This is a genomic window from Massilia sp., assembly GCF_032106685.1.
GTDB lineage: Bacteria > Pseudomonadota > Gammaproteobacteria > Burkholderiales > Burkholderiaceae_D > Telluria.
In genome coordinates, this window is record NZ_DAMCPG010000032.1 from 40,837 (window position 1) to 65,274 (window position 24,438).

Here is a 24,438-nt window from a genome sequence, read left to right on the forward strand (position 1 = left end):
ACCCTACGATCGACAATCGCTGAGTACCTGTGACATTTGCAGCATGGTGGCGGTGACCGTAGGGTGGGCACACTGTGCCCACGCGAACGCGCGCACCGTGACTGCGCTGGCGGGCGCCAACGGCATGCCGAAACGCCGACCGGACGAGCCCGCAGCGCACATCGCCCGACACCCACAAATAAAAACCGGGACATTGCGTCCCGGTCTACATGCAACGATCAGTGCAGCGGCTGGCTGCGGAACTGGTCGCCCGGCTCGCTGTCGTCGTCGCCTTCGTCTTCACCGTGGTGGTGACCGTGGGCGCCGTGCACGTGGCCGTGGGCGACTTCTTCTTCGGTGGCGGCGCGCACGTCGATCACCGACAGCTCGAAACGCAGGGCCATGCCGGCCAGCGGGTGGTTACCGTCCAGCACAACCTTGTCGTCGGCGATTTCGGTGACGGTGAAGATGGTCGGCTCGTCGTCCGGCGCGCCATCGGCCATGCCTTCGAACTGCATGCCGACTTCGAGCGGCTCCGGCAGGCGCGAACGGTCTTCGACCTTGACCAGCTCGGCGTCGTAGTCACCGAATGCGTCTTCCGGCTCGATCTGCAGGGTCGACGAATAGCCGACTTCCTTGCCGTCGAGATGCTCTTCGATCTTCGGCAGGGTGTTCTCGTAGCCGCCGTGCAGGTAGACCATCGGCTGCACACCTTCCTCGATCAGGTTGTTCTGCGCATCCGACAGTTTATAGTTGACCGACACGACCGTATTCTTGGCAATCTTCATCGCACATCCTTTCTGTGTAAGGTGCGGATTATACCCCGCTGACCGCTGCCGCCCCTTGTGCGGCTGGTTATAATGACGCATGAAAAAATTACAGCTCCTTGGGAATATTACTCCCGCCCAGTTTCTCCGTGATTACTGGCACAAGAAACCGCTCCTGATCCGCGGCGCCATCCCCGGCTTCAAGCCCCTGCTCAAGTTCGAGCGCCTGGCCGACCTGGCCACCAAGAACTTCGTCGAATCGCGCCTCGTCACGCAGATCGACGGCGAATGGAACATGCAGCATGGCCCGCTGACCGAGCTGCCGCCCCGTACCCAGCCGAACTGGACCATGCTGGTGCAGGGCGTCAACCTCTACGACGAAAAGGCCGACGATTTGCTGCGCCAGTTCCGCTTCCTGCCGGACGCCCGCCTGGACGACCTGATGATCAGCTACGCCACCGACGGCGCCGGCGTCGGCCCCCACTTCGATTCGTACGACGTGTTCCTGCTGCAAGCCCACGGCAAACGCCGCTGGAAGATCAGCGCGCAGCAGGACCTGTCGCTGGTCGACGGCCTGCCGCTGAAGATCCTGTCGAACTTTACCCCGGAAGAGGAATTCGTGCTCGAGCCGGGCGACATGCTGTACCTGCCTCCGCACTATGCCCACGACGGCATTGCCGAGGGCGAGTGCATGACTTATTCGATCGGTTTCCGCTCGCCTTCGTTCCAGGAACTGGGCGAAGCCTTCCTGCAATTCATGGCCGACTCGATCGACCTGCCCGGCCGCTACGCCGACCCGGACCAGCAGCCGGCGAAGAATCCGGCCGAGATCCCGCGCGAGATGCTCTCGACCATCACCGAGGAACTCAACAAGGTGCGCTGGGACGAGGAGGACGTGACGATCTTCTTCGGCGAATACATGTCCGAGCCGAAGCACAACGTGTTCTTCACCGGTCCGGCCAAGCCGCTCACCGTCGGCCGTTTCATGGAAACCGCCGCGAAGAAGGGCCTGAAGCTATCCGCCAAGACCCTGATGCTCTACCGCGGCAAGCACGTCTTCATCAACGGCGAGTCGTTCGCCGTGAGCCGTGCCGACAAGGTGGTGCTGGACGTGCTGGCCAACGAGCGCCGGCTCGACGGTGCGGCGCTGGAGCAGGCATCGGATGACGTGCTCGAGGCGCTGTACACCTGGTACCAGGACGGCTGGATCGAGCTCGGCCAAGCCAGCTGACGATGAGCGAGCCGGCGATCCGCTTCGACACCCGGCGCGACTGCGAGACGCAGTGGCGCGCGGTGCTGGAACGCGCGCGCCGGCGGCTCGACATGTTCGACCCGGATTTCGCCGTCTTCCCGCTCGGCTCGCTCGATGTCGACGCCCGGCTGCGCGCCTTCCTGGGCGACGGCGGACAGCTGCGCCTCGCCATGCACGACAGCACGCACGTCGAGCGCCACTATCCGCGCTTCCTGCGCCTGCTGCGCGACTACGGCCACCTGGTCGAATGCCGCCAGACCCCGCGTTCGCTGCGCCAGCTCACCGATTCCTTCTGCATCGCCGATGGCCTGCATCTGCTGCGCCGTTTTCACAGCGACCACATGCGCGGCGAGGCCGCTTTCGAGGCGCCCGAGGCGGTCGAGCTGCCGGCGCACCGCTTCGCCGCGATCTGGGAAGAATCGCGTCCCGTCCTCGCGCCCACGGTCACCGGCCTGTAGTTTTTGTCCCGCATTTTTACTTGTTCAGGGCCGTCTTCGCGCCTGTTGCATCTTGTAACAAAATGAACCTTAACAAGTAACAAAATACTTACATTTTGGCATGTGTTTTCTATTGCGAATGAGTAAATTTGGCTATAATATCGGGTTAGGAAGGTTCCGTTGTATATGCGTCACTGTTACATTTGTGCAAGTACACGAGAATTCCAGCGAGCGATAATTACCGGTAATTATTCATCGTAACAACAAGAAGTACTCCACTTTTGAATTAAAAGGAAAATCATGAAAAAGTCCCTGCTGATCGTTTCCCTGATGGCTGTTGCCCTGGCTGCCTGCTCGAAGAAAGAAGAAGCACCGGCAACCCCGGCTGCTGTCGAAGCTCCTGCTGCTGACACCACCACCACCACCACCACCGACGCTGCTGCTCCGGCAACCACCGACGCTGCTGCAACCCCGGCTGCTGACGCTGCCGCTGCTGCCGCTACCGCTTCGGCTGCTGCTTCGGAAGCCGCTTCGGCTGCTTCGACCGCTGCTGACGCTGCTGCTGACGCTGCTGCTACCAAGTAATCAGATTTTTTCTGATTCAAGACCGGCCTGCGGGCCGGTTTTTTTTCGTCCAAAGGTTTGTGTCCGACTTCGGTAAAGCCGCAATCGGTGGGTACGAGTACCCACCCTACGATACTGTGGATTCGGTGACGCCGCACCCATGCATGCCGCACAACCGACCACGCCAACCGCCGGGTGCACGCCAATAAAAAAGCCGGCCACACGGGCCGGCTCTCTGGCTGGAACTAGCAGCGCTATTACTTCAGCTCGTCATTCAGCAGCGACAGGATCTTGGCCGCGGTCGGCGACGCATCCGCCTTGCCCTCGTTGTCCTGGACGGTGACGACGCTGGCGTTGCCGCTCTCGAGACCCTTGACCAGCACGCGGTAGCGCTGGGCTTCCTTGGCCTTCTCGTCTTCGCCGAAGGTGAACAGGCGCTTGAAGAAGCCGTCCTTGCTCTTGGCGTCGAGGTCGACGTAGCGCACGAAGTACACGCCCTGCACGCGGTCGCGGTCTTCGACGGTGAAGCCGACGCGGTCGAGCGCCAGGCCGACGCGGCGCCATGCGCGGTCGAAACCTTCGTCGACTTCGACGTGGTCGCCCACCAGCTTGGCGCGCTGCGGCGCCGGTGCGGCGTTCTCGACCTTGGCCTGCGCGGCCTGCACCTGCTCGGGCGCGGTGGCGCCGGTCAGGCGCGCCACCAGGCGGCCCAGGAACTGGGCTTCCAGCGCCGGGTCGTTCGGACGCACGGTCCAGACCGTGGTTTCCTTCTGGGCGCCGGTCAGCACCTCTTCCGCGCCGCGGTGGCTGATGTAGATCTCGGTCGAGCCGTCCGGCAGGCGCTCGAGGCGGGTGCGGTACTTGTCGCGCTCGCCGGTCGAATAGGCGCGGTCGAACACCTTGCCGAGCGTGTTGCGCAGGAAGTCCTGCGGGATCTTCGAGCGGTTCTCGGCCCACTCGGTTTCCATCACGCCGGTTGCCGGCGATTCGCTGGCCAGGCCGAAGCCGGCGTCTTCCCAGAACTGGCGCACCTGCGGCCACAGTTGCTCGGGCGTCTGCTTGACCACCAGCCAGCGCTGGTCGCCGGCGCGTTCGACGCGCACGGCCTCGGTCGAGACCGGGCCGATGGAGCCGCTTACCGCCGGCCCGCCGGCGGCGACAGGGGCGCCTTGGTTTCCATTCGCCTGCGCCTGCTGGAAGCCGGAGGCGGTGGCGACGCCGCTCTTGTCCGGCGTTGCGTAACGATTGTCCTTCTGGAGCTGGGTCAGGTCGGGCGGCACGTCCAGCGGCGGCGCCTTCTTCGACGACTTGTAGTCCACCTTGTCCGACTCGAATACGGTGGTGCACGCCGCCATGTTCAGGGCCAGTGCGGAAAGCACCAGCACGCGTGCGGCGGTCGGGGCGGAAACGCGGGTCGCGAGGGTCTTCTTGTTGCGAGTAGTCATATCGTTACGAGTTCAGATCTGTAAACCAACACCCTTGCGGGACTCAGGATTGCGGCAGGAGGCCCGCCTCGCGCAGCGCAACGCGCACGGTGTCGTGGAACGGCGCCGACAGCGGCGCCAGCGGCAGGCGCAGGCCCGCCGGCATCTTGCCCATTTCCGCCAGCGCCCACTTGACCGGCACCGGGTTGGGCTCGACGAACAACTTGGCATGCAGTTGCAGCACGCTGTTGTTGATCTCGATGGCGCGCGCAATATTGCCCGCGATCGCCGCCTCGCACAGTTCGTGCATGGCGCGCGGCGCCACGTTGGCGGTCACCGAGATGTTGCCGGCGCCGCCGCAGAACATCAGCGCCATGGCGGTCGGATCGTCGCCCGAGTAGACGGCGAAGGACTTGTCGACCATCTTCAGCAGCTCGATGCCGCGGCCGATATTGCCGGTTGCATCTTTCACGCCGACGATGTTGTCGATCGGCGCCAGGCGCGCGATGGTCTCGTTGCTCATGTCGGCAACGGTGCGGCCCGGCACGTTGTACAGGATCACCGGCAGGTCCACCGCTTCGGCGATGGCCTTGAAGTGGCGGTACATGCCTTCCTGGGTCGGACGATTGTAGTAAGGAACGACCTGCAGGGAGGCGTCGGCGCCGACTTCCCGGGCATGGCGCGTCAGCGCGATCGCTTCGGCGGTCGAGTTGCCGCCGGTGCCGGCGATGACGGGAATGCGGCCGGCCACATGGTCGACGGCCAGCTTGACCAGCTCGCAGTGCTCTTCCGGGCTGACGGTCGCCGACTCGCCGGTGGTGCCGACGATGACGATGCCGTCGGTGCCTTCGGCCACGTGCCAGTCGATCAGTTTGCGCAGGCTGTCCTTGTCGAGACTGCCATCCTCAAACATCGGCGTGACGATTGCTACTATGCTGCCCTTAATCATAATCTCTGGTACGTGTCGGGAAATAAAAATCTGATTGTAGCGGATAGCCCGGTGCTATGGTTCATTAACCGCAGATAAATGGTCGAGCCGGGCCTCGGTTTGGAGGAAGCCGGCGCCGGCCGCGCACAGGCGCTGCACCCGCGCCGGCTTGGGCTCCCGCACTACACCGTCCTCGTAGGCCAGCACGCGCAAGCCGGCGCCGGCGGCCAGCTCCAGCAGCTCGCCCGGACGCAGCAGGAAGGCCGGGTTCGAGGGCTTGCCGTAGGCTTCGTTGCCCAGCGCGAAAGTTTCGTAGATCAGCACGCCGTCCGGCGCCAGGCTCGCGGCCAGGTCCGCCATCAGCGGGCGATGCAGGTAGTTGGTGACGACGATGACGGCGAAGCGGCCCGCCGCGAAAGGCCAGCGGGCGCCATCCGCTTCCAGGTCATGCGCCAGCGTGACGATGCCGGGGCCGGCGGCGGCCTCCAGTGCCGCCGGGTCGCGGTCGACCGCCAGCACCGGGTGGCCGAGCTGCGCGAACAGGCGCGCGTGGCGGCCGCTGCCGCAGGCCAGGTCCAGGACCTCCCCGTGCGGCACCAATGGCGCAAAGCGGCGTACCCAGGGCGATGGAGGAAGGGTCGGCGCGTGCATCACATCAGCAGGAAAGTCAGCGGCGAAGCGATCAGCTTGACCGCCTGCGCGCCCAGCCACATCACCGGCTGCACCCAGAACGCGAGCAGGTTGAAGTACAGCAGCGCCAGCAGGATGAAGAAGCCGTAGGGCTCGATGCGCGCGAACTTGAAGGCGAGCCGGTGCGGCAGCATGCTGGTCAGCACGCGCCCGCCGTCCAGCGGCGGCAGCGGGAACAGGTTGAAAGCAAAGATCAGCAGGTTCGTCACCAGGCCGGCCTGGGCCATCTTGTTCGGGAACTCCTCGTCGACCCCGAACGCGGTCAGCAGTACCCCGAACACCAGCCACAGCAGCGCCATCAGCAAATTCGCACCGGGGCCGGCCAGGGCCACCCAGGCCATGTCGCGCTTCGGGTTGCGCAGGTTACCGAACTGCACCGGCACCGGCTTCGCATAGCCGAACACGAAGCCGCTCGTCAGGTACAGCACGATCGGAATGATGATGGTGCCGAACAGGTCGATGTGCACCAGCGGATTGAGGGTCATGCGGCCCTGGGCATAGGCCGTGTTGTCGCCCAGGCGGCGGGCGGCGTAGGCGTGGGCCGCCTCGTGGAGGGTGATCGCAAACAGCACGGGCAGCGCGAACACCAGGATGTTTCGGAAATTTTCAACCATGGGGGGCGATTTTAGCAGAGCCTGGCGTGGCAGGCGGCAAGCGGCCGGCCGGGCCGCTTGCCGATGGATTCCCGTGGCCGGGACGGCGATCGGTCAGAGGCCGAAGGCAGCCGGATCGCCCCTGCCCTCGCGCAGCAGCACGGGTTCGGGGCCGGTGAGGTCGACGATGGTGGTCGCTTCCAGGGTGCCGGCGCCGCCGTCGACGACCAGCTCGATCTGCTTCTCGAGGCGCTCGCGCACTTCGATCGGGTCGGACAGCATGTGGTCGTCGCCCGGCAATTGCAGCGTGGTGCCGATCAGCGGTTCGCCCAGTTCCTCGAGCAGGGCCAGCGTGATCTTGTTTTCCGGTACGCGCAGGCCGATGGTCTTGCGCGAGGGGTGGGACAGGCGGCGCGGCACCTCCTTGGTCGCTTCCAGGATCACGGTGTAGGGGCCGGGCGTGGTCGCCTTCAACAGCCGGTACTGGGCATTGTCGACGCGCGCGTACTGGGCGATTTCCGACAGGTCGCGGCACAGCAGCGTCAGGTGGTGCTTGTCGTCGATGCCGCGCACCCGGCGCAGCTTTTCGACCGCGTTCTTGTCGTCCAACTGGCACACCAGCGCATAGGCCGAATCGGTCGGCAACGCGACCACCCCGCCGGAGCGGAGGATCTGCGCCGCCTGCTTGATGAGGCGCGCTTGGGGATTTTCTGGATGAATCTGGAAGAATTGGGTCATCGGGTTCCTTTCGGGTCAGCGCAGCGCCTGCAGGGCAGCGATGCGCTCTTCCATCGGCGGGTGGGTCGAGAACAGCGCGCCCCAGCCGCCGCCGCTGCCGGAAATGCCCGACGCGCTCATCGACGAAGGCAAGGCGCCCGGCTGCAGGCCGCCCAGGCGGGCCAGCGCATGCTGCATCGGCACGGTGCTGCCCAGCAGCTTGGCCGAGCCGGCGTCGGCGCGGAATTCGCGCTGGCGCGAGAACCAGGCCACGATGATCGAGGCCACCAGGCCGAACAGGATTTCGCAGACGAAGACGGTGACCATGTAGCCGATGCCGGGGCCGCGGTCGTCGTTGCCGCGCAGGAGCACCTTGTCGACGAAGAAGCCGACCACGCGCGCCAGGAACACGACGAAGGTGTTGACCACGCCCTGGATCAGGGTCAGCGTGACCATGTCGCCGTTGGCGATGTGGGCGACCTCGTGGCCGAGCACGGCCTCGACCTCGTCTTCGGTCATGCCCTGCAGCAGGCCGGTGGACACGGCCACCAGCGCGGAATTCTTGAAGGCGCCGGTCGCGAAGGCGTTCGGTTCGCCATCGTAGACGGCCACTTCCGGCATGCCGATGCCGGCACGGTCGGCCAGTTTACGGACCGTGTTGACGAGCCACAGTTCGGTCGAGTTCTGCGGCTGCTCGATGACGCGCGCGCCGGTCGACCACTTGGCCATCGGCTTGCTCATCAGGAGCGAAATGATCGAGCCGGTGAAGCCGACCACGAGGGAGAAGACCGCCAGGGCGCCGACGTTGATGCCCTCGGCCGACACCGCGCGCCCGACACCCAGCAGGTTCAGGACAACGGTGAGCACCAGCACAACCGCGAGGTTGGTGGCGAGGAACAAGACGATGCGCTTCATGGAAAAACCCTCGACGGAATGTCATTAACAGGCTGCCAAGATAAGGCTGGGCCCGGGAAAATTCAAGGGTACTGGCTTATGGCGGGCTTAAACGGAAGACCGTAGGGTGGGCGGCTGCACCGGTTGGTTGAATACCGGTTGACGCTAACGCCGCCCACGCGTTCAACCGGTCGTGAAAAACCTCGCGTCGGTTCCGACATATGTTGAACGCGTGGGCGGCGCAATGGCCGCGCATGTTTCCACCACCGGGTGGGAGCCGCCCACCCTACGTCTCGCCCGGCCTTGGCCTCAGAACCAATCGTGCCAGACCGGCGTCACGCTGGCAGGCAGCGGCGGCAAGGCATCGAACTCGACCCGCGCCTCGCCCGGCGCATGGAAATCCGTCCCGCGCGAAGCCAGGAAGCCGTAGCGGCGCGCCACCTCGGCATAGGTTGCGTATTGATCCGGCGTGTGGCTGCCGGTCACGACTTCGATCGCATTCCCGCCACGCTGGCGGAATTCGTCGAACAGCGCCCCTTCCGCGGTGGCGTCGAACTTGTAGCGGCCCGGGTGCGCGATCACGGGAATGCCGCCGGCGCTGCGGATCCAGCCCATCGCATGCTCCAGGGTGGCCCAGCGGTGCGGCACATAGCCGGGCTTGCCTTCGGTCAGGAATTTGCGGAACACCTCGGGGGTGGTGCCGCACAGGCCGGTCTCGACGATGTAGCGCGCGAAGTGCGTGCGCGACAGCAGGTCCGGGTTGCCGACGTATTTCAGCGCGCCCTCGTAGGCGCCGGGGATGCCGGCCGCTTCCAGTTGCGCGGCGATCTCGCGCCCGCGCGCGTCGCGGCCCTGGCGCGTTGCGGCCAGGCCCGCCAGCAGTTCGGGGTTGTCCTCGTCCACGTGCAGGCCGACCAGGTGTACGGTCTGGTTGGCCCAGGTGACGGAAATCTCGACACCCGAAACGAAGCGCATGCCCACTTCCTTCGCCGCCGCGCGCGCCGCCTTGATGCCGCCGACCTCGTCGTGGTCGGTCAGCGCCCAGGCGTCGACGCCGCCCTTGCGCGCATAGACCGCCACGGCGGCGGGCGCGAGGACGCCGTCGGAAACGTTGGAATGGCAGTGCAGGTCGACTTTCAGCATGGTGCGGCGCGCTTGCGGATACTGGACGGAGCGGACATTGTACGCCGCAATCGTCCCGCGGTGCGGCGCGGCCGGGCGGCCTCTTCCTTTCGAGCGCCTGACAACACCTCCATGGCTGCTGCGTTGCATCGTCTCGTCGTACCCGCGTACTGTCGTCGACGCTGCGCCTTGCCCTGGAGGTGTTGTGAGGCGCTCTTTCTTAGGTGCTCCGACAATGCTAGAGTTGCCGTTTTCACATCCATGACGACCGAGATGAAGACCTACCACGGCAGCTGCCACTGCGGCGCGCTGCGCTACGAAGCGGACATCGACCTGGCCGCGGGCACCATCAAATGCAACTGCACGATCTGCACCAAGATGCGCTTCTGGGCAGCGGTGGTGCCGCCATCGCAATTTCGCCTGCTGGAAGGCGCGCAGGCGCTGGGCGAATACCGCTTCCACACGCGGCGCGACGGCCATTATTTTTGCCGCAACTGCGGCATCAACGTGTTCTCGACCGGCGAATCGCCGGCCATGGGACCGTTCGTGGCGGTGACGGTGGCGAGCCTGGACGATGCGCCCGTCGAGGAATTAATCGCGGCGCCGGTGCGCTACTTCGATGGGCGCAACGATAACTGGACGACGCCGCCGGCGGAGGTGCGGCATTTATAAGCTGCGTGCAAAGAATATTTGCATGTCAGCCGTTCCATGCAAATTTCGTTTGCAGTCATTGGAGGCCGCTTGAACGCGTGGACGGCAGAGCCGTCCACCCTACGTCCCGTTGGCGCCGCCGTGGGGTTGTCCACCCGCGACCTGTCCCGTAGGGTGGGCACTCGTGCCCACGCGGATCAGGAACGCCACGAACGGCACAGGCAACAGCCCCACGAACGCCGAACGCCGCACACCGCCAAATCAACGCGCCAAAAACGCCTCGATCAACGTCGCCAGCACCGCCGGCTGATCATGGTGCACCATATGCCCCGCCTCCGGCACGATATGGGCTTCGACCGACGCCATGTGCGCCAGCCGCCGGTCCACTTCCGCCCGCATCTCTTCCTGCGGCCCCATCCAGCGCCACATCTCCGTCTCCGCCGCCTCGATCCACAGCACCGGCGCGGCGATCTTCTTCCAGACCGCGATCATCTCGTCCAGGTGATACAGCAGCGGCCCGTTCATCTTGTGCGCCGGGTCGCCCAGGATCTCGTACTCGCCCGCCTCGTTGCGCGCCGACCAGTGCCCGGCCAGGAAGGCCGCGCGCTCATCAAGCAGGCGCGGGTTGGTCTTCTGCAGCCGCGCCGCCACCTCTTCCAGGCTGGCGTAGCCTTTCATGACAGGCGGATTCTTCAGCTCGTCCAGCCACTTCGCCATGCGCTTGGGCGCCTGCTGGGGCACGCTGCCCATCAGGCCGATGCCTTCCAGGTTGATCAGTTTCTTGACCCGGTGCGGCCGCACGCCCGCGTACAGGCTGACGACGTTGCCGCCCATGCTGTGGCCGAGCAGGTTCACCGGTTCGCTTGGCGAGTAATGGTCGAGCAGGAAGTCGAGGTCGGCCACGTAGTCGGGGAACCAGTAGGTGTCCGAGTGGCTGCGCTCCGAGAGGCCGAAGCCGCGCCAGTCGTGGGCGATGACGTGCCAGTCGCCTTCCAGGCAGTCGACAATGAACTGGAACGAGGCCGACACGTCCATCCAGCCATGGGCCATGAAGATCTTCGGCGCGCCTTCGCGGCCCCAGTGGCGCACGTGGGTGCGCAGGCCGCGCACGGTGAGGAATTCAGAACGGGAAGGTTTCATGGTGGCTGGGTCGACGGTTAAAAAAAGAACGATCGTTCAATTATACGCAAGCCGTTGAATTTTTGCCGGTCATCTTCATATGGGGCCAATCGGGCGAAAAGCGGTCGCGAGGGCGTAAAATAGCAGTACTTCAAGCTTCCGCGAGGCAATCCATGGCGATTTACCAGCTGGGCGAGCATGCGCCCGAGATCGATGCGTCGGCCTACGTGGCCGATTCGGCCAACCTGATCGGCAAAGTGACGATCGAGGCGAATGCCTCGGTGTGGTTCGGCGTCACGATCCGCGGCGACAACGAGCGGATCACGATCGGCGAGAACAGCAACGTGCAGGAAGGCACGGTGATGCATACCGACATGGGCTACCCGCTCACGCTCGGCAAAGGCGTCACCGTCGGCCACCAGGCGATGCTGCACGGGTGCACGGTGGGCGACGGCTCGCTGATCGGCATCCAGGCCGTGATCCTGAACGGCGCAAAGATCGGCAAGGGTTGCCTGGTCGGTGCCGGAGCACTGGTTACCGAGGGCAAGGAATTTCCCGACAACTCGCTCATCATCGGTACGCCGGCGAAAGCGGTGCGTACCCTCACGGAAGAAGACCTGCTGCGCCTGCAGGCCAATGCCGACAGTTATGTCGCGCGCGGCCAGCTGTTCAAGGCGCAGCTCAAGCAAATCGGATAGACAATGACGACAGTAGACACCAAGGACACCCTGCAGAAATTTATCTTCGACAACGCCGCCGTGCGCGGCGAGCTGGTCGAGATTTCCGACACCTGGCGCGAGATCCAGGCACGTCACGGCTACCCCAAGGCCGTGCGCGCCATGCTGGGCGAAATGGTGGCGGCAAGCGCGCTGCTGTCGGCCAACCTGAAGTTCGACGGCGCGATCGTGATGCAGATCCACGGCGACGGCCCGGTGCGCCTGCTGGTGGTCGAGTGCGACGCCAGCCTGCGCATCCGCGCCACGGCAAAACTGGCGCCGGACGCCGAAGTGGCGGACGACGCCAGCCTGACCGACCTGCTCAACGCGAATGGCAAGGGGCGTTTCGTGATCACCCTCGATCCGGCCGACAAGGTGCCGGGCCAGCAGCCCTACCAGGGCATCGTGCCGCTGCACGGCGAGAACATGGCGACCGTCATCGAGAACTACATGCTGCGCTCGGAACAGATGGACACCAAGCTGTGGCTGGCGGCCGACGACCAGGTCTCGCGCGGCCTGCTGCTGCAAAAGCTCCCGCGTCACACCGGCAAGGACGACCAGGTGAAGCAGGCGACCGAAGAGGAAGACCTGGAAACCTGGAACCGCGCCGTGATGCTGGGCAGCACCCTGAAGCAGGAAGAGCTGCTCACGACCGACATCCAGACCCTGCTGACCCGCCTGTTCTGGGAAGAGACGATCCGCGTGTTCGACCCGCAGCACCCGCAGTTCCACTGCAGCTGCACCCGCGAAAAGGTCGGCAACATGCTCAAGATGCTGGGCCAGGAGGAAGTCGAGTCGGCGCTGGCCGACCTGGGCGAACTGGGCATCAACTGCGACTTCTGCGGCAAGCACTACGCCTTCGACAAGGTCGACTGCGCCCAGCTGTTCGCGGCCCCGCTCGCGGCGGATGCGATGACGCCGGCCGAAGACACGAAGCACTAAGCGAAGCACCAAGCGAAGGAACCCCCGACGATGCGCGACACGCCCCGCTCCGCCTTTCCCCACATGGTCGCCCTGCCGACCCGCTGGATGGACAACGACAGCTACGGGCATGTCAACAACGTCAACTACTACAGTTTCTTCGACACCGCGGTCAATCGTTACCTGATCGACCGCGGCGTGCTCGACATCCACAAGGACGACATCGTCGGATTCGTCGTCGAGACCGGCTGTTCCTACTTCAGCTCCATTTCCTTCCCCGACCTCATCCACGTCGGCGTGCGCGTGGCCAAGCTCGGCAATTCCAGCGTGCGCTACGAGATCGCCCTGTACCGCAACGACGACCCCTTGCCGGCCGCCGCCGGGCATTTCGTGCACGTCTACGTCGACCGGCGCAGCAACAAGCCGGTGCCGATTCCGGATGCCGTCCGTGCGATCCTGCAAACGCTGCTCCCGGCCTGATGTGCTGGCCATGTCCCGGCATTGAACCGGGTTATCGTACCGCATGGTTTTCGCGCCGGTGCTAAGCTGTGATTTGTTAACAGTGCTACAACTTCCCAAGCACTGATACTTGACCACAGGAGAATCGCAATGCACATGGATACCGGCATCAACACCGAGGACCGCGCGAAGATCGTCGAGTCGCTCTCGACCGTCCTGGCGGACGCCTACATGCTCTACCTGAAGACCCATAACTTCCACTGGAACGTCACCGGGCCGATGTTCTCGACCCTGCACGTGATGTTCGAGGAGCAGTACACCGAGCAGTGGAATGCGCTCGATGAAATCGCCGAGCGCATTCGTTCGCTGGGCCATTTCGCCCCGGCCACGTCGAAACGCTATGCCGAACTGTCGAGCATCAAGGAAGAACCGGAAGTACTCTCGGCCAAGGAAATGATCCGCCAACTGGTCGACGGCAACGAAATCATCGTCCGCACCATGCGCGAAGGCGTGAAGGTCGCCGACGAGCTGGACGACTTCCCGACCGCCGACATGCTGACCGCACGCATGGACGTACACGAGAAGAATGCCTGGATGCTGCGCTCCTTCCTGGAGCAAGGCGCCGGCGCGACGCAGGGCGAAGCCTCGTCGGATTAAGATGATGCGGCGGGCAGCACATGCCCGCCTGTCCCTTCCTGCTTTCCTGCCGGCTCAGGCCTCGGGCAGGACGTAGTCGAATTCGTAGAAATGCTGGCGCTCCTCGATGCGGATGCGCATCGTGCCGGCAATCCCCGCCAGCTCCCCGGTGCCCGAATCGGGCACGACCGTGATCGACAGCGCCTGCGCCCCGCGCGCCATGGTGCCGCTGTGCTGGACCACGAAGCTGCCGCTCCTGCCATCGAGCTTGCCGCTCACGCGCTCGATCGCCACGTAGCCGGCCGAGCCTTCGGTCGCCGTCATCGCCGACAGCATCTCGCCCACCCCGCTGCCTTCCAGCGCGCCGTGATAGCGCTTGTCGATCGTCATGCGTCCGGTCGTCACGCCGTCGCCGACCTCGGGCTGGCCTTGCGGGGTGACGGTCACGTCGAACGGTCCTGCGGCATGTTGCTGGCTCATGATGCGCTCGCTTTCCAGTGAAGAGATAGCGAGCATTCTAGGGCAAAGCGGGCGCCTTGCGTGCGTCAAGCGTAGGGTGGGCGCCCCCGTGCCCACGCGTGAAGCCGGCGTCGTGTTGGCGTCTACAACACGCTGCGTCTGCTCATCGTTCACGCGTGGGCACGGGGCGCCCACCCTACGGGACTGCGTCTGCTCATCGTTCACGCGTGGGCACGGAGTGCCCACCCTACGGGGCTGGGTGAACGCGTGGGCGGCGTCACCGCTGCGGGAAACCATAGTGCCGGGTGCAGCCGCCCACCCTACGGGTCGGACGATAGCGCCCGTAGGGTGGGCGGCTATACCCGTCGTCGTGCACATCGATGGCGTATCCGCCGCCCACGCGTTCAACGCACGGTTGAAACATCGCGGCACACCATCGGATCGACATGGGATCGCCTAGTGCGCCTCGCCCGGCAGATGCAAGTCGATCACCTTCATGATCGCCAGCGTCGCATCCAGGCTCAGCTCGCCGCTGGCGAAGGCGGCGCGCAATGCGGCTTGCGGCAGGCCGGCGGCGGCGGCGAGATGGGTCGTGCCCTCGGCGCGCGCGGCGACGGCCAGCGCCTCGACCAGCACGGCGGTGTCGCCGGATTCGAAAGCGGCGGCAAGCCAGGCGGCCAGCGCTTCGAGCGTGGCCAGGGACGCGGCGTCGCCCGATGCGCCACCGGGAATGGTCGGGGAAGTCATGGTATTCAGTGTGTCGGGCCGGGGACGGTGCTCTTGGCCTCTTTCGGCGGCGGCGGAGGCGGCGGCACGGTCATCGATTCGACCGGCTGCTCGTCCTTGCGCAGCACCTGCACGAAGATTTCGTTCTGCTTGATCATGCCCAGCTCCAGGCGCGCGCGTTCCTCGACGGCGCCCAGGCCTTCGCGCAGGTCGCGCACTTCGGAGTCGAGCTTGGCGTTGCGCGCCTTCAGCCCATCGGTATGCGCCTGGGCCAGCGCGACCTGGTCGCGCAGGTCGGCGACGGCGAGCATGCCGCCCTTTCCCAACCACAGCGGGTACTGGATCAGCAACAGCAAGGCGGCGAGGGCGAGCGAAATCAGGCGCATGGCGGAAAATGATACGCCGGCCGATCATTGCAATCGGCCGGCGGTGGTGGAACGATGTTGATTTACTTCAGGCTTACTTCAAATTATAGAAGGCGTCACGGCCCGGGTAGCTGGCCACGTCGCCCAGGTCTTCCTCGATACGCAGGAGCTGGTTGTACTTGGCCATGCGGTCCGAACGCGACATCGAGCCGGTCTTGATCTGCAGGGCGTTCAGGCCGACGGCGATGTCGGCGATGGTCGAGTCCTCGGTCTCGCCCGAACGGTGCGAGATCACGGCGGTGTAGCCGGCGCGCTTGGCCATCTCGATGGCGGCGAAGGTCTCGGTCAGGGTGCCGATCTGGTTGATCTTGATGAGGATCGAGTTGGCGATGCCCTTCTGGATGCCTTCTTTCAGGATCTTGGTGTTGGTGACGAACAGGTCGTCGCCCACCAGCTGCACCTTCTTGCCCAGGGCTTGGGTCAGGGTCGCCCAGCCTTCCCAGTCGCCCTCATGCATGGCGTCCTCGATCGAGATGATCGGGTACTTGTCGCACCAGGTGGCCAGCATGTTGGTGAAGTCGGTGCTGGACAAGGTCAGGCCCTCGCCTTCCAGCACGTACTTGCCGTCCTTGTAGAACTCGCTGGCGGCGCAGTCCAGGCCGATGGCGATGTCGCTGCCCGCCTGGTAGCCCGCGTCCTCGATCGCCTGCATGATCAGCTTGATCGCTTCCTCGTGGTTGGCCACGTTCGGCGCGAAACCGCCTTCGTCGCCGACCGAGGTCGCCAGGCCCTTGGCGTGCAGGATCTTCTTCAGGGTGTGGAACACCTCGGCGCCGTAGCGCATGGCTTCCTTGAACGACGGCGCGCCGACCGGGATGATCATGAATTCCTGGATGTCCAGGTTGTTGTCGGCGTGGGCGCCGCCGTTGATGACGTTCATCATCGGCACCGGCATCTGCATCGCGCCCGAGCCGCCGAAGTAGCGGTACAGCGGCAGGCCGGCTTCCTCGGCCGCTGCCTTGGCGACGGCCATCGACACGGCCAGCATCGCGTTCGCACCCAGGCGGCTCTTGTTATCGGTGCCGTCCAGGTCGATCAGGGTACGGTCGAGGAAGGCCTGCTCGTTGGCGTCCAGGCCCATGATTGCTTCGCTGATTTCGGTGTTGATGTTCTCGCAGGCCTGCAGCACACCCTTGCCGAAGTAACGCTTCGGGTCGCCGTCGCGCAGTTCGATCGCTTCGCGCGAACCGGTCGACGCGCCCGAGGGCACGGCGGCGCGGCCCATCACGCCCGATTCGAGCAGCACGTCGCATTCGACGGTCGGATTGCCGCGCGAGTCGATGATCTCGCGGCCGATGATGTCAACGATTGCACTCATGGTTTCAGTCTCCAGAAAGAAAAAATCGTGTCGCACATGCAAGTCGAGGCGCCGGTGAAGGCGCCTCGACTTGCAAGCTATTTAAGAATTACGCTTTGAAGCTGTTCTCGAGGAAGCCCGCTTTCTTGACCACGCGGTCGAGCTCGACCAGGGTCGTGAGCAGTTCCTTCATGCGGCCCAGCGGGACGGCGTTCGGTCCGTCCGACAGCGCATTGGCCGGGTCGGGGTGGGTTTCCATGAACAGGCCGGCGACACCGGCCGCCACCGCGGCGCGCGACAGCACGGGAACGTGCTCGCGCTGGCCGCCCGAGGACGTGCCCTGCCCGCCCGGCAGCTGCACCGAGTGGGTGGCGTCGAACACCACCGGGCAGTTCGATTCGCGCATGATGGCGAGCGAACGCATGTCCGAGACCAGGTTGTTGTAGCCGAACGAGGCGCCGCGCTCGCAGGCCATGAAGTTGTCTTCGTTCAGGCCCGCTTCGCGCGCGGCGGCGCGTGCCTTGTCGATCACGTTCTTCATGTCGCCCGGGGCCAGGAACTGGCCCTTCTTGATGTTGACCGGCTTGCCCGAACGCGCGCAGGCATTGATGAAGTCGGTCTGGCGGCACAGGAAGGCCGGGGTCTGCAGCACGTCGACCACGCTCGCCACTTCGGCGATCATCGCTTCGTCGTGGACGTCGGTGAGCACCGGCACGCCCAGCTCCTTGCGCACGTCGGCCAGGATCTCGAGGCCCTTCTCGCGGCCCGGGCCGCGGAACGACTTGCCCGACGAGCGGTTGGCCTTGTCGAACGACGATTTATAGATGAAGGGGATGCCCAGCGCGCTGGTGATTTCCTTCAGGGTGCCGGCCGTGTCGAGCGCCATCTGGCGCGACTCGATCACGCAGGTGCCGGCGATCAGGAAGATCGGGTGCTCCTGGCCTACGTCGAAACCACACAGTTTCATGCTACATCTCCTTGCAAAGCTTGTTCGTTCGCCGCCACCTTCGGGTTGGCCGCCTGGTGCTTCAGGGCCGCCTGGATGAAGGAGGTGAACAGCGGATGGCCGCTGCGCGGGGTCGACTTGAATTCGGGGTGGAACTGGACGCCCATGTACCACGGGTGGGAGTTTTCACCACTACGCGGCAGTTCCATGATCTCGCACAGGTCCTCGTTCGGGGTGCGCGCCGCGACCACCATGCCCGCCGCTTCCACCTTCGGCAGGTAGTAGTTGTTGGCTTCGTAGCGGTGACGGTGACGCTCGGTGACGACGCTGCCGTAGATCTCGGCGGCCAGCGTGCCCGGCTTCACCGCGCAGGTCTGGGCGCCCAGGCGCATCGTACCACCCAGGTCCGAGTTCTCGTCGCGCTTTTCGACCTTGCCGTCGTGGTTCTGCCATTCGTTGATCAGGGCCACGACCGGCTGGTCGGTGTCCAGGTCGAACTCGGTCGAGTTGGCGTTCGGCAGGCCGGCCATGTGGCGCGCGTATTCGATCAGCGCGACCTGCATGCCCAGGCAGATGCCGAGGTAAGGGATCTTGTTCTCGCGGGCATAGCGCGCCGCCATGATCTTGCCTTCCACGCCGCGCTTGCCGAAGCCGCCCGGCACCAGGATGGCGTCGTACTTGGCCAGGTGATCGCAGCCCTTGGTCTCGATTTCTTCCGAGTCCAGGTATTCGATGTTGACGCGGCTTTCGGTATGGATGCCGGCATGGCGCAGCGCCTCGGTCAGCGACTTGTACGATTCGATCAGGTCGACGTACTTGCCGACCATGCCGATGGTCACTTCGTGCTTCGGGTTCTCCAGCGTATGAATCAGCTTGGTCCACATCGACAGGTCGGCCGGCGGCGCTTCGAGGCCGAGCGCTTCCAGGATGATGTCGTCCAGGCCCTGGTCGTTCAGCACCTGCGGCACTTTATAGATGGTGTCGACATCCCACACCGAAATGACCGCCTGCTCTTCGACGTTGGCGAACAGCGAGATCTTGGCGCGCTCGTCGTCCGGGATGCGGCGGTCGGCGCGGCACAGCAGCGCGTTCGGCGAAATGCCGATCTCGCGCAGTTTCTGCACCGAGTGCTGGGTCGGCTTGGTCTTGAGTTCGCCGGCCGAGCTGATGTAAGGCACCAGGGTCAGGTGGACGAAAGCGGCGCCCTTGCGGCCCACGCGCAGCGACAGCTGGCGCGCGGCTTCCAGGAAGGGCAGCGACTCGATGTCGCCGACGGTGCCGCCGATCTCGACCAGCGCCACGTCGACGCCTTCGGCGCCGCGGCGGATGTAGTCCTGGATCTCGTTGGTGATGTGCGGGATCACCTGCACGGTCTTGCCGAGATACTCGCCGCGGCGTTCCTTGCGGATCACGGATTCGTAGATCTGGCCGGTGGTGAAGTTATTCACCTTTTTCATGCGGGTGCTGATGAAGCGCTCGTAGTGGCCGAGGTCGAGGTCGGTCTCTGCGCCGTCGTCGGTAACGAAGACTTCACCGTGCTGGGTCGGGCTCATCGTGCCCGGATCCACGTTGATGTAGGGATCGAGCTTGAGCATGGTGACTTTGAGACCGCGCGATTCGAGGATCGCGGCGAGGGAAGCGGCCGCGATCCCCTTGCCCAGGGAAGACACGACGCCGCCAGTGACGAATACAAATTTGGTCATTGTGCTGAAGGTGCCGAACGGCACGCGCGGGAAATAGAAATTATACCTTAAACAGGCAAACACTTCTTCATCGGGAGGGAAAGGCCGGGTTGACGCGCCGGTTTCCGGCTTGCGGCATGCGCGCTGGCCGGGCGCCTGTTTCGTAAAGACAACAGTAAACTGCCTCCTTGCGCCACTTCAAGTAAGTATTTTCCGCTATGCAATAGACATTGATATTCATCAATGTAATATGAAGTTCCCGCCATCGTTATATCTGACCACCATGGGTTTCTTCAACAATCTGAACATCGGAAAACGTCTCGCCGCCGGCTTCGGCCTGACGCTCGTTATTTCCCTCCTGATCGCCGCCGTCGGCATCCAGCGGCTGGACGCCACCGCCGAGCGCAGCGAAGCGATCCTCGCCGGTCCCCTCGCCAAGGAGCGCCTGATCACCGAGTGGTACTCCCAGATTTTCGCCGCCGTACGCCGCACGGCCGCCATCGTCAAGAGCGCCGATCCTGCGCTGGGTGCCTATTTCAAGGAAGATGCCGCCAGGACGGGCGCGCGCTCGGCCGAGCTGATCAAGCAGATCGAGCCCCTGATCGCGCAAGGCGCCGAGCAAGCCCTGTTCGGGCAGATCAGCGAGCAGCGCAAGGCCTATACGAAGGCGCGCGACGAAGCGGTCAAGGCCAAGGCCGCGGGCGACGAGGCGCTCGCCGCGCAGATCCTCGACCAGCAGTTCACCCCTGCCGCGACCGCCTACCAGGAAGTGGTGCAGCAGCTGGTGGCCATGCAGCACGCGAACATCGCCGCCGCCGCCCAGGCCAACCAGGAAAGCGCCGCCGCCAGCCGGAGGCTGATCGGCGCGCTCGCGGCGCTGGCGGTGCTGCTCGGCGCCGTGTCGTCCTGGCTGCTCGCGCGCGGCATCGTGCGTCCGATCCGCGAAGCGGTGCGACTGGCCGAGACCGTCGCCAGCGGCGACCTGACCCGCCGCATCGAGGCCAACGGCCGCGACGAGACCGGCGCCCTGCTGCGCGCGCTGCGCCACATGAACGACAGCCTGGTGGCGATCGTCACCGAGGTCCGCGCCAGCACCGACACCATCTCCGACGCGTCCGGCGAAATCGCCGCCGGCAACCTCGATCTATCGAGCCGTACCGAGCAGCAGGCCTCCGCGCTCGAACAGACCGCTGCCTCGATGGAGCAGCTGACCGGCACCGTGCGCCAGAACGCGGACAACGCGCGCCAGGCCAACCAGCTGGCGATCACCGCCTCCAACGTGGCCGTCGACGGCGGCGCCGTGGTCGGCCAGGTGATCGCCACCATGGGCTCGATCAACGAATCCTCGCGCAAGATCGTCGACATCATCGGCGTCATCGACGGCATCGCCTTCCAGACCAACATCCTCGCGCTGAACGCGGCGGTGGAGGCGGCGCGCGCCGGCGAACAGGGCCGCGGCTTCGCGGTCGTGGCATCCGAAGTGCGCACCCTGGCCCAGCGTTCGGCCGCCGCGGCCAAGGAAATCAAGCTTCTCATCGGCGACTCGGTGGACAAGGTCGACATCGGGGCCAAGCTGGTCGACCAGGCCGGCGAGACCATGGAACAGGTGGTCGAATCGATCCGCCGCGTCACCGACATCATGGCCGAGATCACCCACGCCAGCCAGGAACAGACCGGCGGCATCGAGCAGGTCAACGCGGCGATCGGCCAGATGGACGAGTCGACCCAGCAGAACGCGGCCCTGGTCGAGGAATCGGCCGCCGCCGCCGGCGCCATGCAGGAGCAGGCGACGAAACTGGCCGAGGTTGTGAGCGTGTTCAAGCTCGACGCGCAAGCGGTCGCGCCGGTGGCTCCCGCAACAGCACGAACGCTGGTGGCGCCGGCCAGGCCGGCCGCGCGTGCGTCGAAAGCGAAACCGGCGGCGCCGGCCGCTGCGTCAAGGACCACGGCAAAGCAGGCTGCCGAGGAATGGGAAGAATTCTGATCGCCCTGCCGCGACGACACAGGACGCCCGGTTCGCCGGGCGCTTTTTTTGGTGCAGTGTAAAGGCGCGGATGTCCAGACGGTGAGACCGCGTGGACTCGGGAGTCCACCCTACGGTACTTCGCTGTTGTAGGGTGGACTCCCGAGTCCACGCTGTCACGGCGTATGCGTCATCGTCGCCCCGTCCAGAAACAACAACGCCGGCATGACGCCGGCGTTATCGTTACTACCCGCCCCGGCTCGCGGGGCGCAAACTACATTACTTCTGGCCCGGCTTCAGCAGGTCCAGCAGGATCGCGGTTTCGGCCGCGATGAACGAACGCACGGTCGGCTTGAAGTCCGGCGCCCACTGCGGCGAGTGGGTGCCCGGCGGGTACTTGCCGGCGGCGCGCGCGGCGGCCAGCTTGCCCGGCTCGACGGCGCCGACGTGCAGCAGGATGGCCTTGACGCCGGCCTGGCCGTAGTTGGCGAAGTCTTCCGAGGTCATCTTGGCCGGCATCTCGACCACCTTGTCGGCGCCCAGCGCGCCCTGGATCGCGGTGACGGCGCGCGCGGTCAGCTCGGGATCGTTGTAGACCGAATCGGCGCCCGCCTTGATTTCCACCAGCGGCTCCTTCGGCATGCCGGCGGCCATCGCCTCGCCCTTCACTTCGCGCTGGATGCTGGCCAGGACGCGCTGGCGCACTTCCGGCTTGAAGGTGCGCACGGTCAGCTGCAGCTTGACCTGGTCCGGCACGATGTTGGCCTGGGTGCCGCCGTGGATGCTGCCGACGGTGATGACGACCGGGTCGGCCGGGTTGTTCTCGCGCGAGATCAGGGTCTGCAGCGCCATCACGACGCGTGCCGACAGCACGACCGGGTCGCGGGTTTCCTGCGGCGTGGCGCCGTGGCCGCCCTGGCCGAACAGGGTGATGGTGACGGTGTCGGCCGAGGCGCGGAAGTGGCCGGCGTGGTAGCCGACGGTGCCTGCCGGCAGGGTGCCTTCGTCATGCATCGACAGCGCGTAGTCCGGCTTCGGAAAGCGGGTGAACAGGCCGTCCTTGAGCATCGCGGCCGAGCCGGTCAGCGGCTCTTCGGCCGGCTGGCCGACCAGCATCAGGGTGCCGCTCCACAGCTTGCGGTTTTCGGCCATCAGCTTGGCGGTGGCGTACCAGGCCGACATGTGGACGTCGTGACCGCAGGCGTGCATGGTCGCGACGGTCTCCCCGGCGGCGTTCTTGACGGTCTTGGTGCTGGCGAACGGCAGGCCGGTCTTTTCCTGCACCGGCAGGCCGTCGATCTCGGTACGCAGCATCGCGGTCGGGCCGGCGCCGTTCTTCAGGATGGCGACGACGCCGGTGCCGCCGACGCCGGTGGTCACTTCGAAGCCGAGGGCCTTGACGCGCTCGGCCAGGGTCTTGGCGGTTTCGTGTTCGGCAAAGGCCAGTTCAGGGTTGCGGTGCAGGTGCTGGTACAGGGCTTCGACGGCCGGGTAGTCCTTGTCGAGCTGGGCGGCGACCTGCGGCGGCAGGGCCGCGGCATGGGCGGCGCCGGCGAAGCTGGCGGCGGCCAGGAACAGGTGTTGAAGGAGGCGGGTCGATGATTTCATGAGCTTCTTCTGTGAAAGCGCGCTAACGGCGCGGAGGGGTGAGACAAAACTTATTGCAAACTTGCGAGGGCCGCGAGCGTAACAAAGGGATTTCCGTAAAGCAATATTTAACAATCAACAGTGTATGCGCTTTAACTAAAAGTGTCGTAAAAATTTCCTTACGTCTCTTTTTGTTGGCTATAAGTATTATTTCTTCGTAGAATCCCTACCCCTGCAAGGCCTTTGCCGTGCATCGTCCGGCAGCCCTTCCGGCTTCAGGCGAGCGGTCACGACGCCTCCAATCTCTCCCACCAATACCAGAAGGAATGCTGTAATGGGTTTCATCTCCAACATCAAGATCGGCAAACGCCTGGGTCTCGGCTTCGCGCTGATCCTGGCCATGACCGTGCTCATCGCCTGTGCCGGCGTGTGGCGCCTGAACGAAGTGGCCGACGCCACCCGGACAATGATGTCCGCACCGCTGACCAAGGAGCGCCTGATCACCGACTGGTATACCCTGAACTTCGCCTCGATCCGCCGCACCGCCGCCATCGTCAAGAGCAGCGATCCGTCGCTCGGCCCCTACTTCAAGGAAGACTCGGCCGCCTCGGTGAAGAAGGCCGCCGAACTGCTCAAGCAGATCGAACCGCTGATCGAGGGCGAGCAGGAAAAGGCCCAGTTCGCGAAGATCCTCGAGCAGCGCAAACTGTACAGCGCGTCGCGCGACGGCGCCGTCAAGGCCAAGGCCGACGGCAACGAGGAAGAAGCGGCGCGCCTGCTCGACAAGAGTTTCACCCCGGCCGCCCAGCACTACCAGGAACTGCTGCAGGAACTGGTCGTCATGCAGCGCGCCAACATCGATGCGACCGCCAAGGCGATCGACGCCAAGGCCGGCATCAGCCAGACCGTGATCGGCGCCCTCACCGCCTGCGCGGTCCTGCTCGGCGCCGCGCTGTCCTGGCTGCTGACCACCGGCATCACCCGTCCGATCCGCACCGCCGTCGAAGCGGCCGAAACCGTCGCCAGCGGCGACCTGACCCGCCGCATCGACGCCAGCAGCAAGGACGAAACCGGCGCCCTGCTGCGCGCCCTGCGCCACATGAACGACAGCCTGGTGCGCATCGTCAGCGAAGTACGCACCGGCACCGACACCATCGCCACCGGCTCGACCGAGATCTCGGCCGGCAACCTGGACCTCTCGAGCCGCACCGAGCAGCAGGCTTCCGCGCTGGAAGAAACTGCCGCCTCGATGGAAGAACTGACCACCACCGTGCGCCAGAACGCGCACAATGCACGCCAGGCCAACCAGCTCTCGATCGCGGCCTCGGAAATCGCGGTCCAGGGCGGCGCCGTGGTCGGCGAAGTCATCACCACGATGGGCTCGATCAACGAATCCTCGCGCAAGATCGTCGACATCATCGGCGTCATTGACGGCATCGCCTTCCAGACCAACATCCTCGCGCTGAACGCGGCGGTGGAGGCGG

26 protein-coding genes are annotated in these 24,438 nt (G+C 65.0%); 10 read left to right on the forward strand and 16 right to left on the reverse strand.

The window, feature by feature from the left end; translation table 11 throughout:
* Positions 1-218: 218 nt before the first annotated feature.
* On the reverse strand, positions 219-767 hold the full coding sequence (locus tag RT688_RS16815) for a peptidylprolyl isomerase (RefSeq protein ID WP_313705998.1): 549 nt from the start codon (positions 765-767) through the stop codon (positions 219-221).
* Positions 768-846: 79 nt separating this feature from the next.
* Here RT688_RS16815 and RT688_RS16820 point away from each other — a divergent pair, with 79 nt between their 5' ends.
* The 3 genes from RT688_RS16820 (at position 847) to RT688_RS23855 (ending at position 3,020) form a co-directional block, all read left to right on the forward strand.
* Entirely contained in the window at positions 847-1,977 is a 1,131-nt protein-coding gene (locus RT688_RS16820; protein ID WP_313705999.1) for a cupin domain-containing protein, read from the forward strand.
* A 2-nt stretch (positions 1,978-1,979) separates the two neighbouring features.
* Positions 1,980-2,456 carry a hypothetical protein gene (locus RT688_RS16825; protein WP_313706000.1) on the forward strand — a complete coding sequence of 159 codons (477 nt, stop codon included), beginning with the start codon at positions 1,980-1,982 and terminating at the stop codon, positions 2,454-2,456.
* A gap of 279 nt (positions 2,457-2,735) precedes the next feature.
* Entirely contained in the window at positions 2,736-3,020 is a 285-nt protein-coding gene (locus tag RT688_RS23855; RefSeq protein WP_409521930.1) for a hypothetical protein, read from the forward strand.
* 236 nt (positions 3,021-3,256) lie between these two features.
* Here the strand turns inward: RT688_RS23855 and bamC are convergent, their stop codons facing one another.
* The 7 genes from bamC to RT688_RS16865 form a co-directional block, all read right to left on the reverse strand.
* Positions 3,257-4,444 (reverse strand): outer membrane protein assembly factor BamC, encoded by a 1,188-nt coding sequence (gene bamC, locus RT688_RS16835; protein WP_313706002.1) that lies wholly within the window; start codon positions 4,442-4,444, stop codon positions 3,257-3,259.
* A 43-nt stretch (positions 4,445-4,487) separates the two neighbouring features.
* Positions 4,488-5,372, reverse strand: a complete 885-nt coding sequence (dapA, locus tag RT688_RS16840; protein ID WP_313706003.1) for a 4-hydroxy-tetrahydrodipicolinate synthase — start codon at positions 5,370-5,372, stop codon at positions 4,488-4,490.
* A 54-nt stretch (positions 5,373-5,426) separates the two neighbouring features.
* On the reverse strand, positions 5,427-6,002 hold the full coding sequence (locus RT688_RS16845) for a class I SAM-dependent methyltransferase (RefSeq protein WP_313706004.1): 576 nt from the start codon (positions 6,000-6,002) through the stop codon (positions 5,427-5,429).
* Complete coding sequence (locus RT688_RS16850) at positions 6,002-6,655, reverse strand: site-2 protease family protein (protein WP_313706005.1); 654 nt, start codon at positions 6,653-6,655, stop codon at positions 6,002-6,004. Before RT688_RS16850 ends, RT688_RS16845 begins: the two co-directional genes overlap by 1 nt.
* A gap of 93 nt (positions 6,656-6,748) precedes the next feature.
* Positions 6,749-7,372: an L-threonylcarbamoyladenylate synthase gene (locus tag RT688_RS16855; RefSeq protein WP_313706006.1), complete on the reverse strand. Its 624-nt coding sequence runs from the start codon at positions 7,370-7,372 to the stop codon at positions 6,749-6,751.
* Positions 7,373-7,387: 15 nt separating this feature from the next.
* Complete coding sequence (gene htpX, locus RT688_RS16860) at positions 7,388-8,266, reverse strand: protease HtpX (protein WP_313706007.1); 879 nt, start codon at positions 8,264-8,266, stop codon at positions 7,388-7,390.
* 288 nt (positions 8,267-8,554) lie between these two features.
* On the reverse strand, positions 8,555-9,388 hold the full coding sequence (locus RT688_RS16865; RefSeq protein WP_313706008.1) for a 3',5'-nucleoside bisphosphate phosphatase: 834 nt from the start codon (positions 9,386-9,388) through the stop codon (positions 8,555-8,557).
* A gap of 252 nt (positions 9,389-9,640) precedes the next feature.
* Between RT688_RS16865 and RT688_RS16870 the strand changes: the two genes are divergently transcribed.
* Entirely contained in the window at positions 9,641-10,039 is a 399-nt protein-coding gene (locus tag RT688_RS16870) for a GFA family protein (protein WP_313706009.1), read from the forward strand.
* 240 nt (positions 10,040-10,279) lie between these two features.
* Here the strand turns inward: RT688_RS16870 and RT688_RS16875 are convergent, their stop codons facing one another.
* Positions 10,280-11,158 carry an alpha/beta hydrolase gene (locus RT688_RS16875; RefSeq protein WP_313706010.1) on the reverse strand — a complete coding sequence of 293 codons (879 nt, stop codon included), beginning with the start codon at positions 11,156-11,158 and terminating at the stop codon, positions 10,280-10,282.
* Between the two features lie 152 nt (positions 11,159-11,310).
* Between RT688_RS16875 and RT688_RS16880 the strand changes: the two genes are divergently transcribed.
* The 4 genes from RT688_RS16880 to RT688_RS16895 all read left to right on the forward strand — a co-directional run bounded on the left by RT688_RS16880 (position 11,311) and on the right by RT688_RS16895 (position 13,890).
* A complete protein-coding gene (locus RT688_RS16880) occupies positions 11,311-11,835 on the forward strand; it encodes a gamma carbonic anhydrase family protein (protein ID WP_313706011.1) in 525 nt (174 codons plus the stop codon).
* A gap of 3 nt (positions 11,836-11,838) precedes the next feature.
* The gene (hslO, locus tag RT688_RS16885; RefSeq protein ID WP_313706012.1) at positions 11,839-12,795 is read left to right on the forward strand and encodes an Hsp33 family molecular chaperone HslO; all 957 of its coding nucleotides are present in this window, start codon (positions 11,839-11,841) and stop codon (positions 12,793-12,795) included.
* A gap of 30 nt (positions 12,796-12,825) precedes the next feature.
* Positions 12,826-13,254, forward strand: coding sequence for a thioesterase family protein (locus RT688_RS16890; RefSeq protein ID WP_313706013.1), 429 nt, complete (start codon positions 12,826-12,828; stop codon positions 13,252-13,254).
* Positions 13,255-13,383: 129 nt separating this feature from the next.
* A complete protein-coding gene (locus RT688_RS16895; RefSeq protein WP_313706014.1) occupies positions 13,384-13,890 on the forward strand; it encodes a Dps family protein in 507 nt (168 codons plus the stop codon).
* Between the two features lie 54 nt (positions 13,891-13,944).
* On the opposite strand, the gene RT688_RS16900 is transcribed toward RT688_RS16895, so the two are convergent.
* The 6 genes from RT688_RS16900 to RT688_RS16925 form a co-directional block, all read right to left on the reverse strand.
* Positions 13,945-14,349, reverse strand: a complete 405-nt coding sequence (locus RT688_RS16900) for a DUF3224 domain-containing protein (protein WP_313706015.1) — start codon at positions 14,347-14,349, stop codon at positions 13,945-13,947.
* A 435-nt stretch (positions 14,350-14,784) separates the two neighbouring features.
* Positions 14,785-15,075: a hypothetical protein gene (locus RT688_RS16905; protein WP_313706016.1), complete on the reverse strand. Its 291-nt coding sequence runs from the start codon at positions 15,073-15,075 to the stop codon at positions 14,785-14,787.
* Between the two features lie 5 nt (positions 15,076-15,080).
* On the reverse strand, positions 15,081-15,440 hold the full coding sequence (gene ftsB / locus RT688_RS16910) for a cell division protein FtsB (RefSeq protein ID WP_313706017.1): 360 nt from the start codon (positions 15,438-15,440) through the stop codon (positions 15,081-15,083).
* A 73-nt stretch (positions 15,441-15,513) separates the two neighbouring features.
* The gene (eno, locus tag RT688_RS16915) at positions 15,514-16,797 is read right to left on the reverse strand and encodes a phosphopyruvate hydratase (protein ID WP_313706018.1); all 1,284 of its coding nucleotides are present in this window, start codon (positions 16,795-16,797) and stop codon (positions 15,514-15,516) included.
* Between the two features lie 88 nt (positions 16,798-16,885).
* On the reverse strand, positions 16,886-17,743 hold the full coding sequence (gene kdsA, locus RT688_RS16920; RefSeq protein ID WP_313706019.1) for a 3-deoxy-8-phosphooctulonate synthase: 858 nt from the start codon (positions 17,741-17,743) through the stop codon (positions 16,886-16,888).
* Complete coding sequence (locus RT688_RS16925) at positions 17,740-19,425, reverse strand: CTP synthase (RefSeq protein ID WP_313706020.1); 1,686 nt, start codon at positions 19,423-19,425, stop codon at positions 17,740-17,742. Before RT688_RS16925 ends, kdsA begins: the two co-directional genes overlap by 4 nt.
* A gap of 262 nt (positions 19,426-19,687) precedes the next feature.
* Here RT688_RS16925 and RT688_RS16930 point away from each other — a divergent pair, with 262 nt between their 5' ends.
* A complete protein-coding gene (locus tag RT688_RS16930) occupies positions 19,688-21,388 on the forward strand; it encodes a methyl-accepting chemotaxis protein (RefSeq protein WP_409521933.1) in 1,701 nt (566 codons plus the stop codon).
* A gap of 258 nt (positions 21,389-21,646) precedes the next feature.
* Here RT688_RS16930 and RT688_RS16935 read toward each other — a convergent pair whose 3' ends face one another.
* The gene (locus RT688_RS16935; RefSeq protein ID WP_313706022.1) at positions 21,647-22,975 is read right to left on the reverse strand and encodes an amidohydrolase; all 1,329 of its coding nucleotides are present in this window, start codon (positions 22,973-22,975) and stop codon (positions 21,647-21,649) included.
* A gap of 313 nt (positions 22,976-23,288) precedes the next feature.
* On the opposite strand from RT688_RS16935, the gene RT688_RS16940 reads away from it, so the two are divergent.
* Positions 23,289-24,438: MCP four helix bundle domain-containing protein (locus RT688_RS16940; RefSeq protein ID WP_313706023.1), on the forward strand; the 1,150-nt coding region annotated here is incomplete at its 3' end.

What these genes read in the sequence shown, in the direction of transcription:
- ftsB (WP_313706017.1), bottom strand. Translation starts at nt 15,440, where the DNA reads ATGCGCCTGATTTCGCTCGCCCTCGCCGCCTTGCTGTTGCTGATCCAG.
- RT688_RS16820 (WP_313705999.1), top strand. Translation starts at nt 847, where the DNA reads ATGAAAAAATTACAGCTCCTTGGGAATATTACTCCCGCCCAGTTTCTC.
- bamC (WP_313706002.1), bottom strand. Translation starts at nt 4,444, where the DNA reads ATGACTACTCGCAACAAGAAGACCCTCGCGACCCGCGTTTCCGCCCCG.
- RT688_RS16900 (WP_313706015.1), bottom strand. Translation starts at nt 14,349, where the DNA reads ATGAGCCAGCAACATGCCGCAGGACCGTTCGACGTGACCGTCACCCCG.
- hslO (WP_313706012.1), top strand. Translation starts at nt 11,839, where the DNA reads ATGACGACAGTAGACACCAAGGACACCCTGCAGAAATTTATCTTCGAC.
- htpX (WP_313706007.1), bottom strand. Translation starts at nt 8,266, where the DNA reads ATGAAGCGCATCGTCTTGTTCCTCGCCACCAACCTCGCGGTTGTGCTG.
- RT688_RS16905 (WP_313706016.1), bottom strand. Translation starts at nt 15,075, where the DNA reads ATGACTTCCCCGACCATTCCCGGTGGCGCATCGGGCGACGCCGCGTCC.
- RT688_RS16850 (WP_313706005.1), bottom strand. Translation starts at nt 6,655, where the DNA reads ATGGTTGAAAATTTCCGAAACATCCTGGTGTTCGCGCTGCCCGTGCTG.
- RT688_RS23855 (WP_409521930.1), top strand. Translation starts at nt 2,736, where the DNA reads ATGAAAAAGTCCCTGCTGATCGTTTCCCTGATGGCTGTTGCCCTGGCT.
- RT688_RS16865 (WP_313706008.1), bottom strand. Translation starts at nt 9,388, where the DNA reads ATGCTGAAAGTCGACCTGCACTGCCATTCCAACGTTTCCGACGGCGTC.
- RT688_RS16870 (WP_313706009.1), top strand. Translation starts at nt 9,641, where the DNA reads ATGAAGACCTACCACGGCAGCTGCCACTGCGGCGCGCTGCGCTACGAA.
- RT688_RS16875 (WP_313706010.1), bottom strand. Translation starts at nt 11,158, where the DNA reads ATGAAACCTTCCCGTTCTGAATTCCTCACCGTGCGCGGCCTGCGCACC.
- eno (WP_313706018.1), bottom strand. Translation starts at nt 16,797, where the DNA reads ATGAGTGCAATCGTTGACATCATCGGCCGCGAGATCATCGACTCGCGC.
- RT688_RS16815 (WP_313705998.1), bottom strand. Translation starts at nt 767, where the DNA reads ATGAAGATTGCCAAGAATACGGTCGTGTCGGTCAACTATAAACTGTCG.
- RT688_RS16890 (WP_313706013.1), top strand. Translation starts at nt 12,826, where the DNA reads ATGCGCGACACGCCCCGCTCCGCCTTTCCCCACATGGTCGCCCTGCCG.
- RT688_RS16855 (WP_313706006.1), bottom strand. Translation starts at nt 7,372, where the DNA reads ATGACCCAATTCTTCCAGATTCATCCAGAAAATCCCCAAGCGCGCCTC.
- dapA (WP_313706003.1), bottom strand. Translation starts at nt 5,372, where the DNA reads ATGATTAAGGGCAGCATAGTAGCAATCGTCACGCCGATGTTTGAGGAT.
- RT688_RS16930 (WP_409521933.1), top strand. Translation starts at nt 19,688, where the DNA reads ATGGGTTTCTTCAACAATCTGAACATCGGAAAACGTCTCGCCGCCGGC.
- RT688_RS16935 (WP_313706022.1), bottom strand. Translation starts at nt 22,975, where the DNA reads ATGAAATCATCGACCCGCCTCCTTCAACACCTGTTCCTGGCCGCCGCC.
- RT688_RS16925 (WP_313706020.1), bottom strand. Translation starts at nt 19,425, where the DNA reads ATGACCAAATTTGTATTCGTCACTGGCGGCGTCGTGTCTTCCCTGGGC.
- RT688_RS16895 (WP_313706014.1), top strand. Translation starts at nt 13,384, where the DNA reads ATGCACATGGATACCGGCATCAACACCGAGGACCGCGCGAAGATCGTC.
- RT688_RS16880 (WP_313706011.1), top strand. Translation starts at nt 11,311, where the DNA reads ATGGCGATTTACCAGCTGGGCGAGCATGCGCCCGAGATCGATGCGTCG.
- RT688_RS16825 (WP_313706000.1), top strand. Translation starts at nt 1,980, where the DNA reads ATGAGCGAGCCGGCGATCCGCTTCGACACCCGGCGCGACTGCGAGACG.
- RT688_RS16845 (WP_313706004.1), bottom strand. Translation starts at nt 6,002, where the DNA reads ATGCACGCGCCGACCCTTCCTCCATCGCCCTGGGTACGCCGCTTTGCG.
- kdsA (WP_313706019.1), bottom strand. Translation starts at nt 17,743, where the DNA reads ATGAAACTGTGTGGTTTCGACGTAGGCCAGGAGCACCCGATCTTCCTG.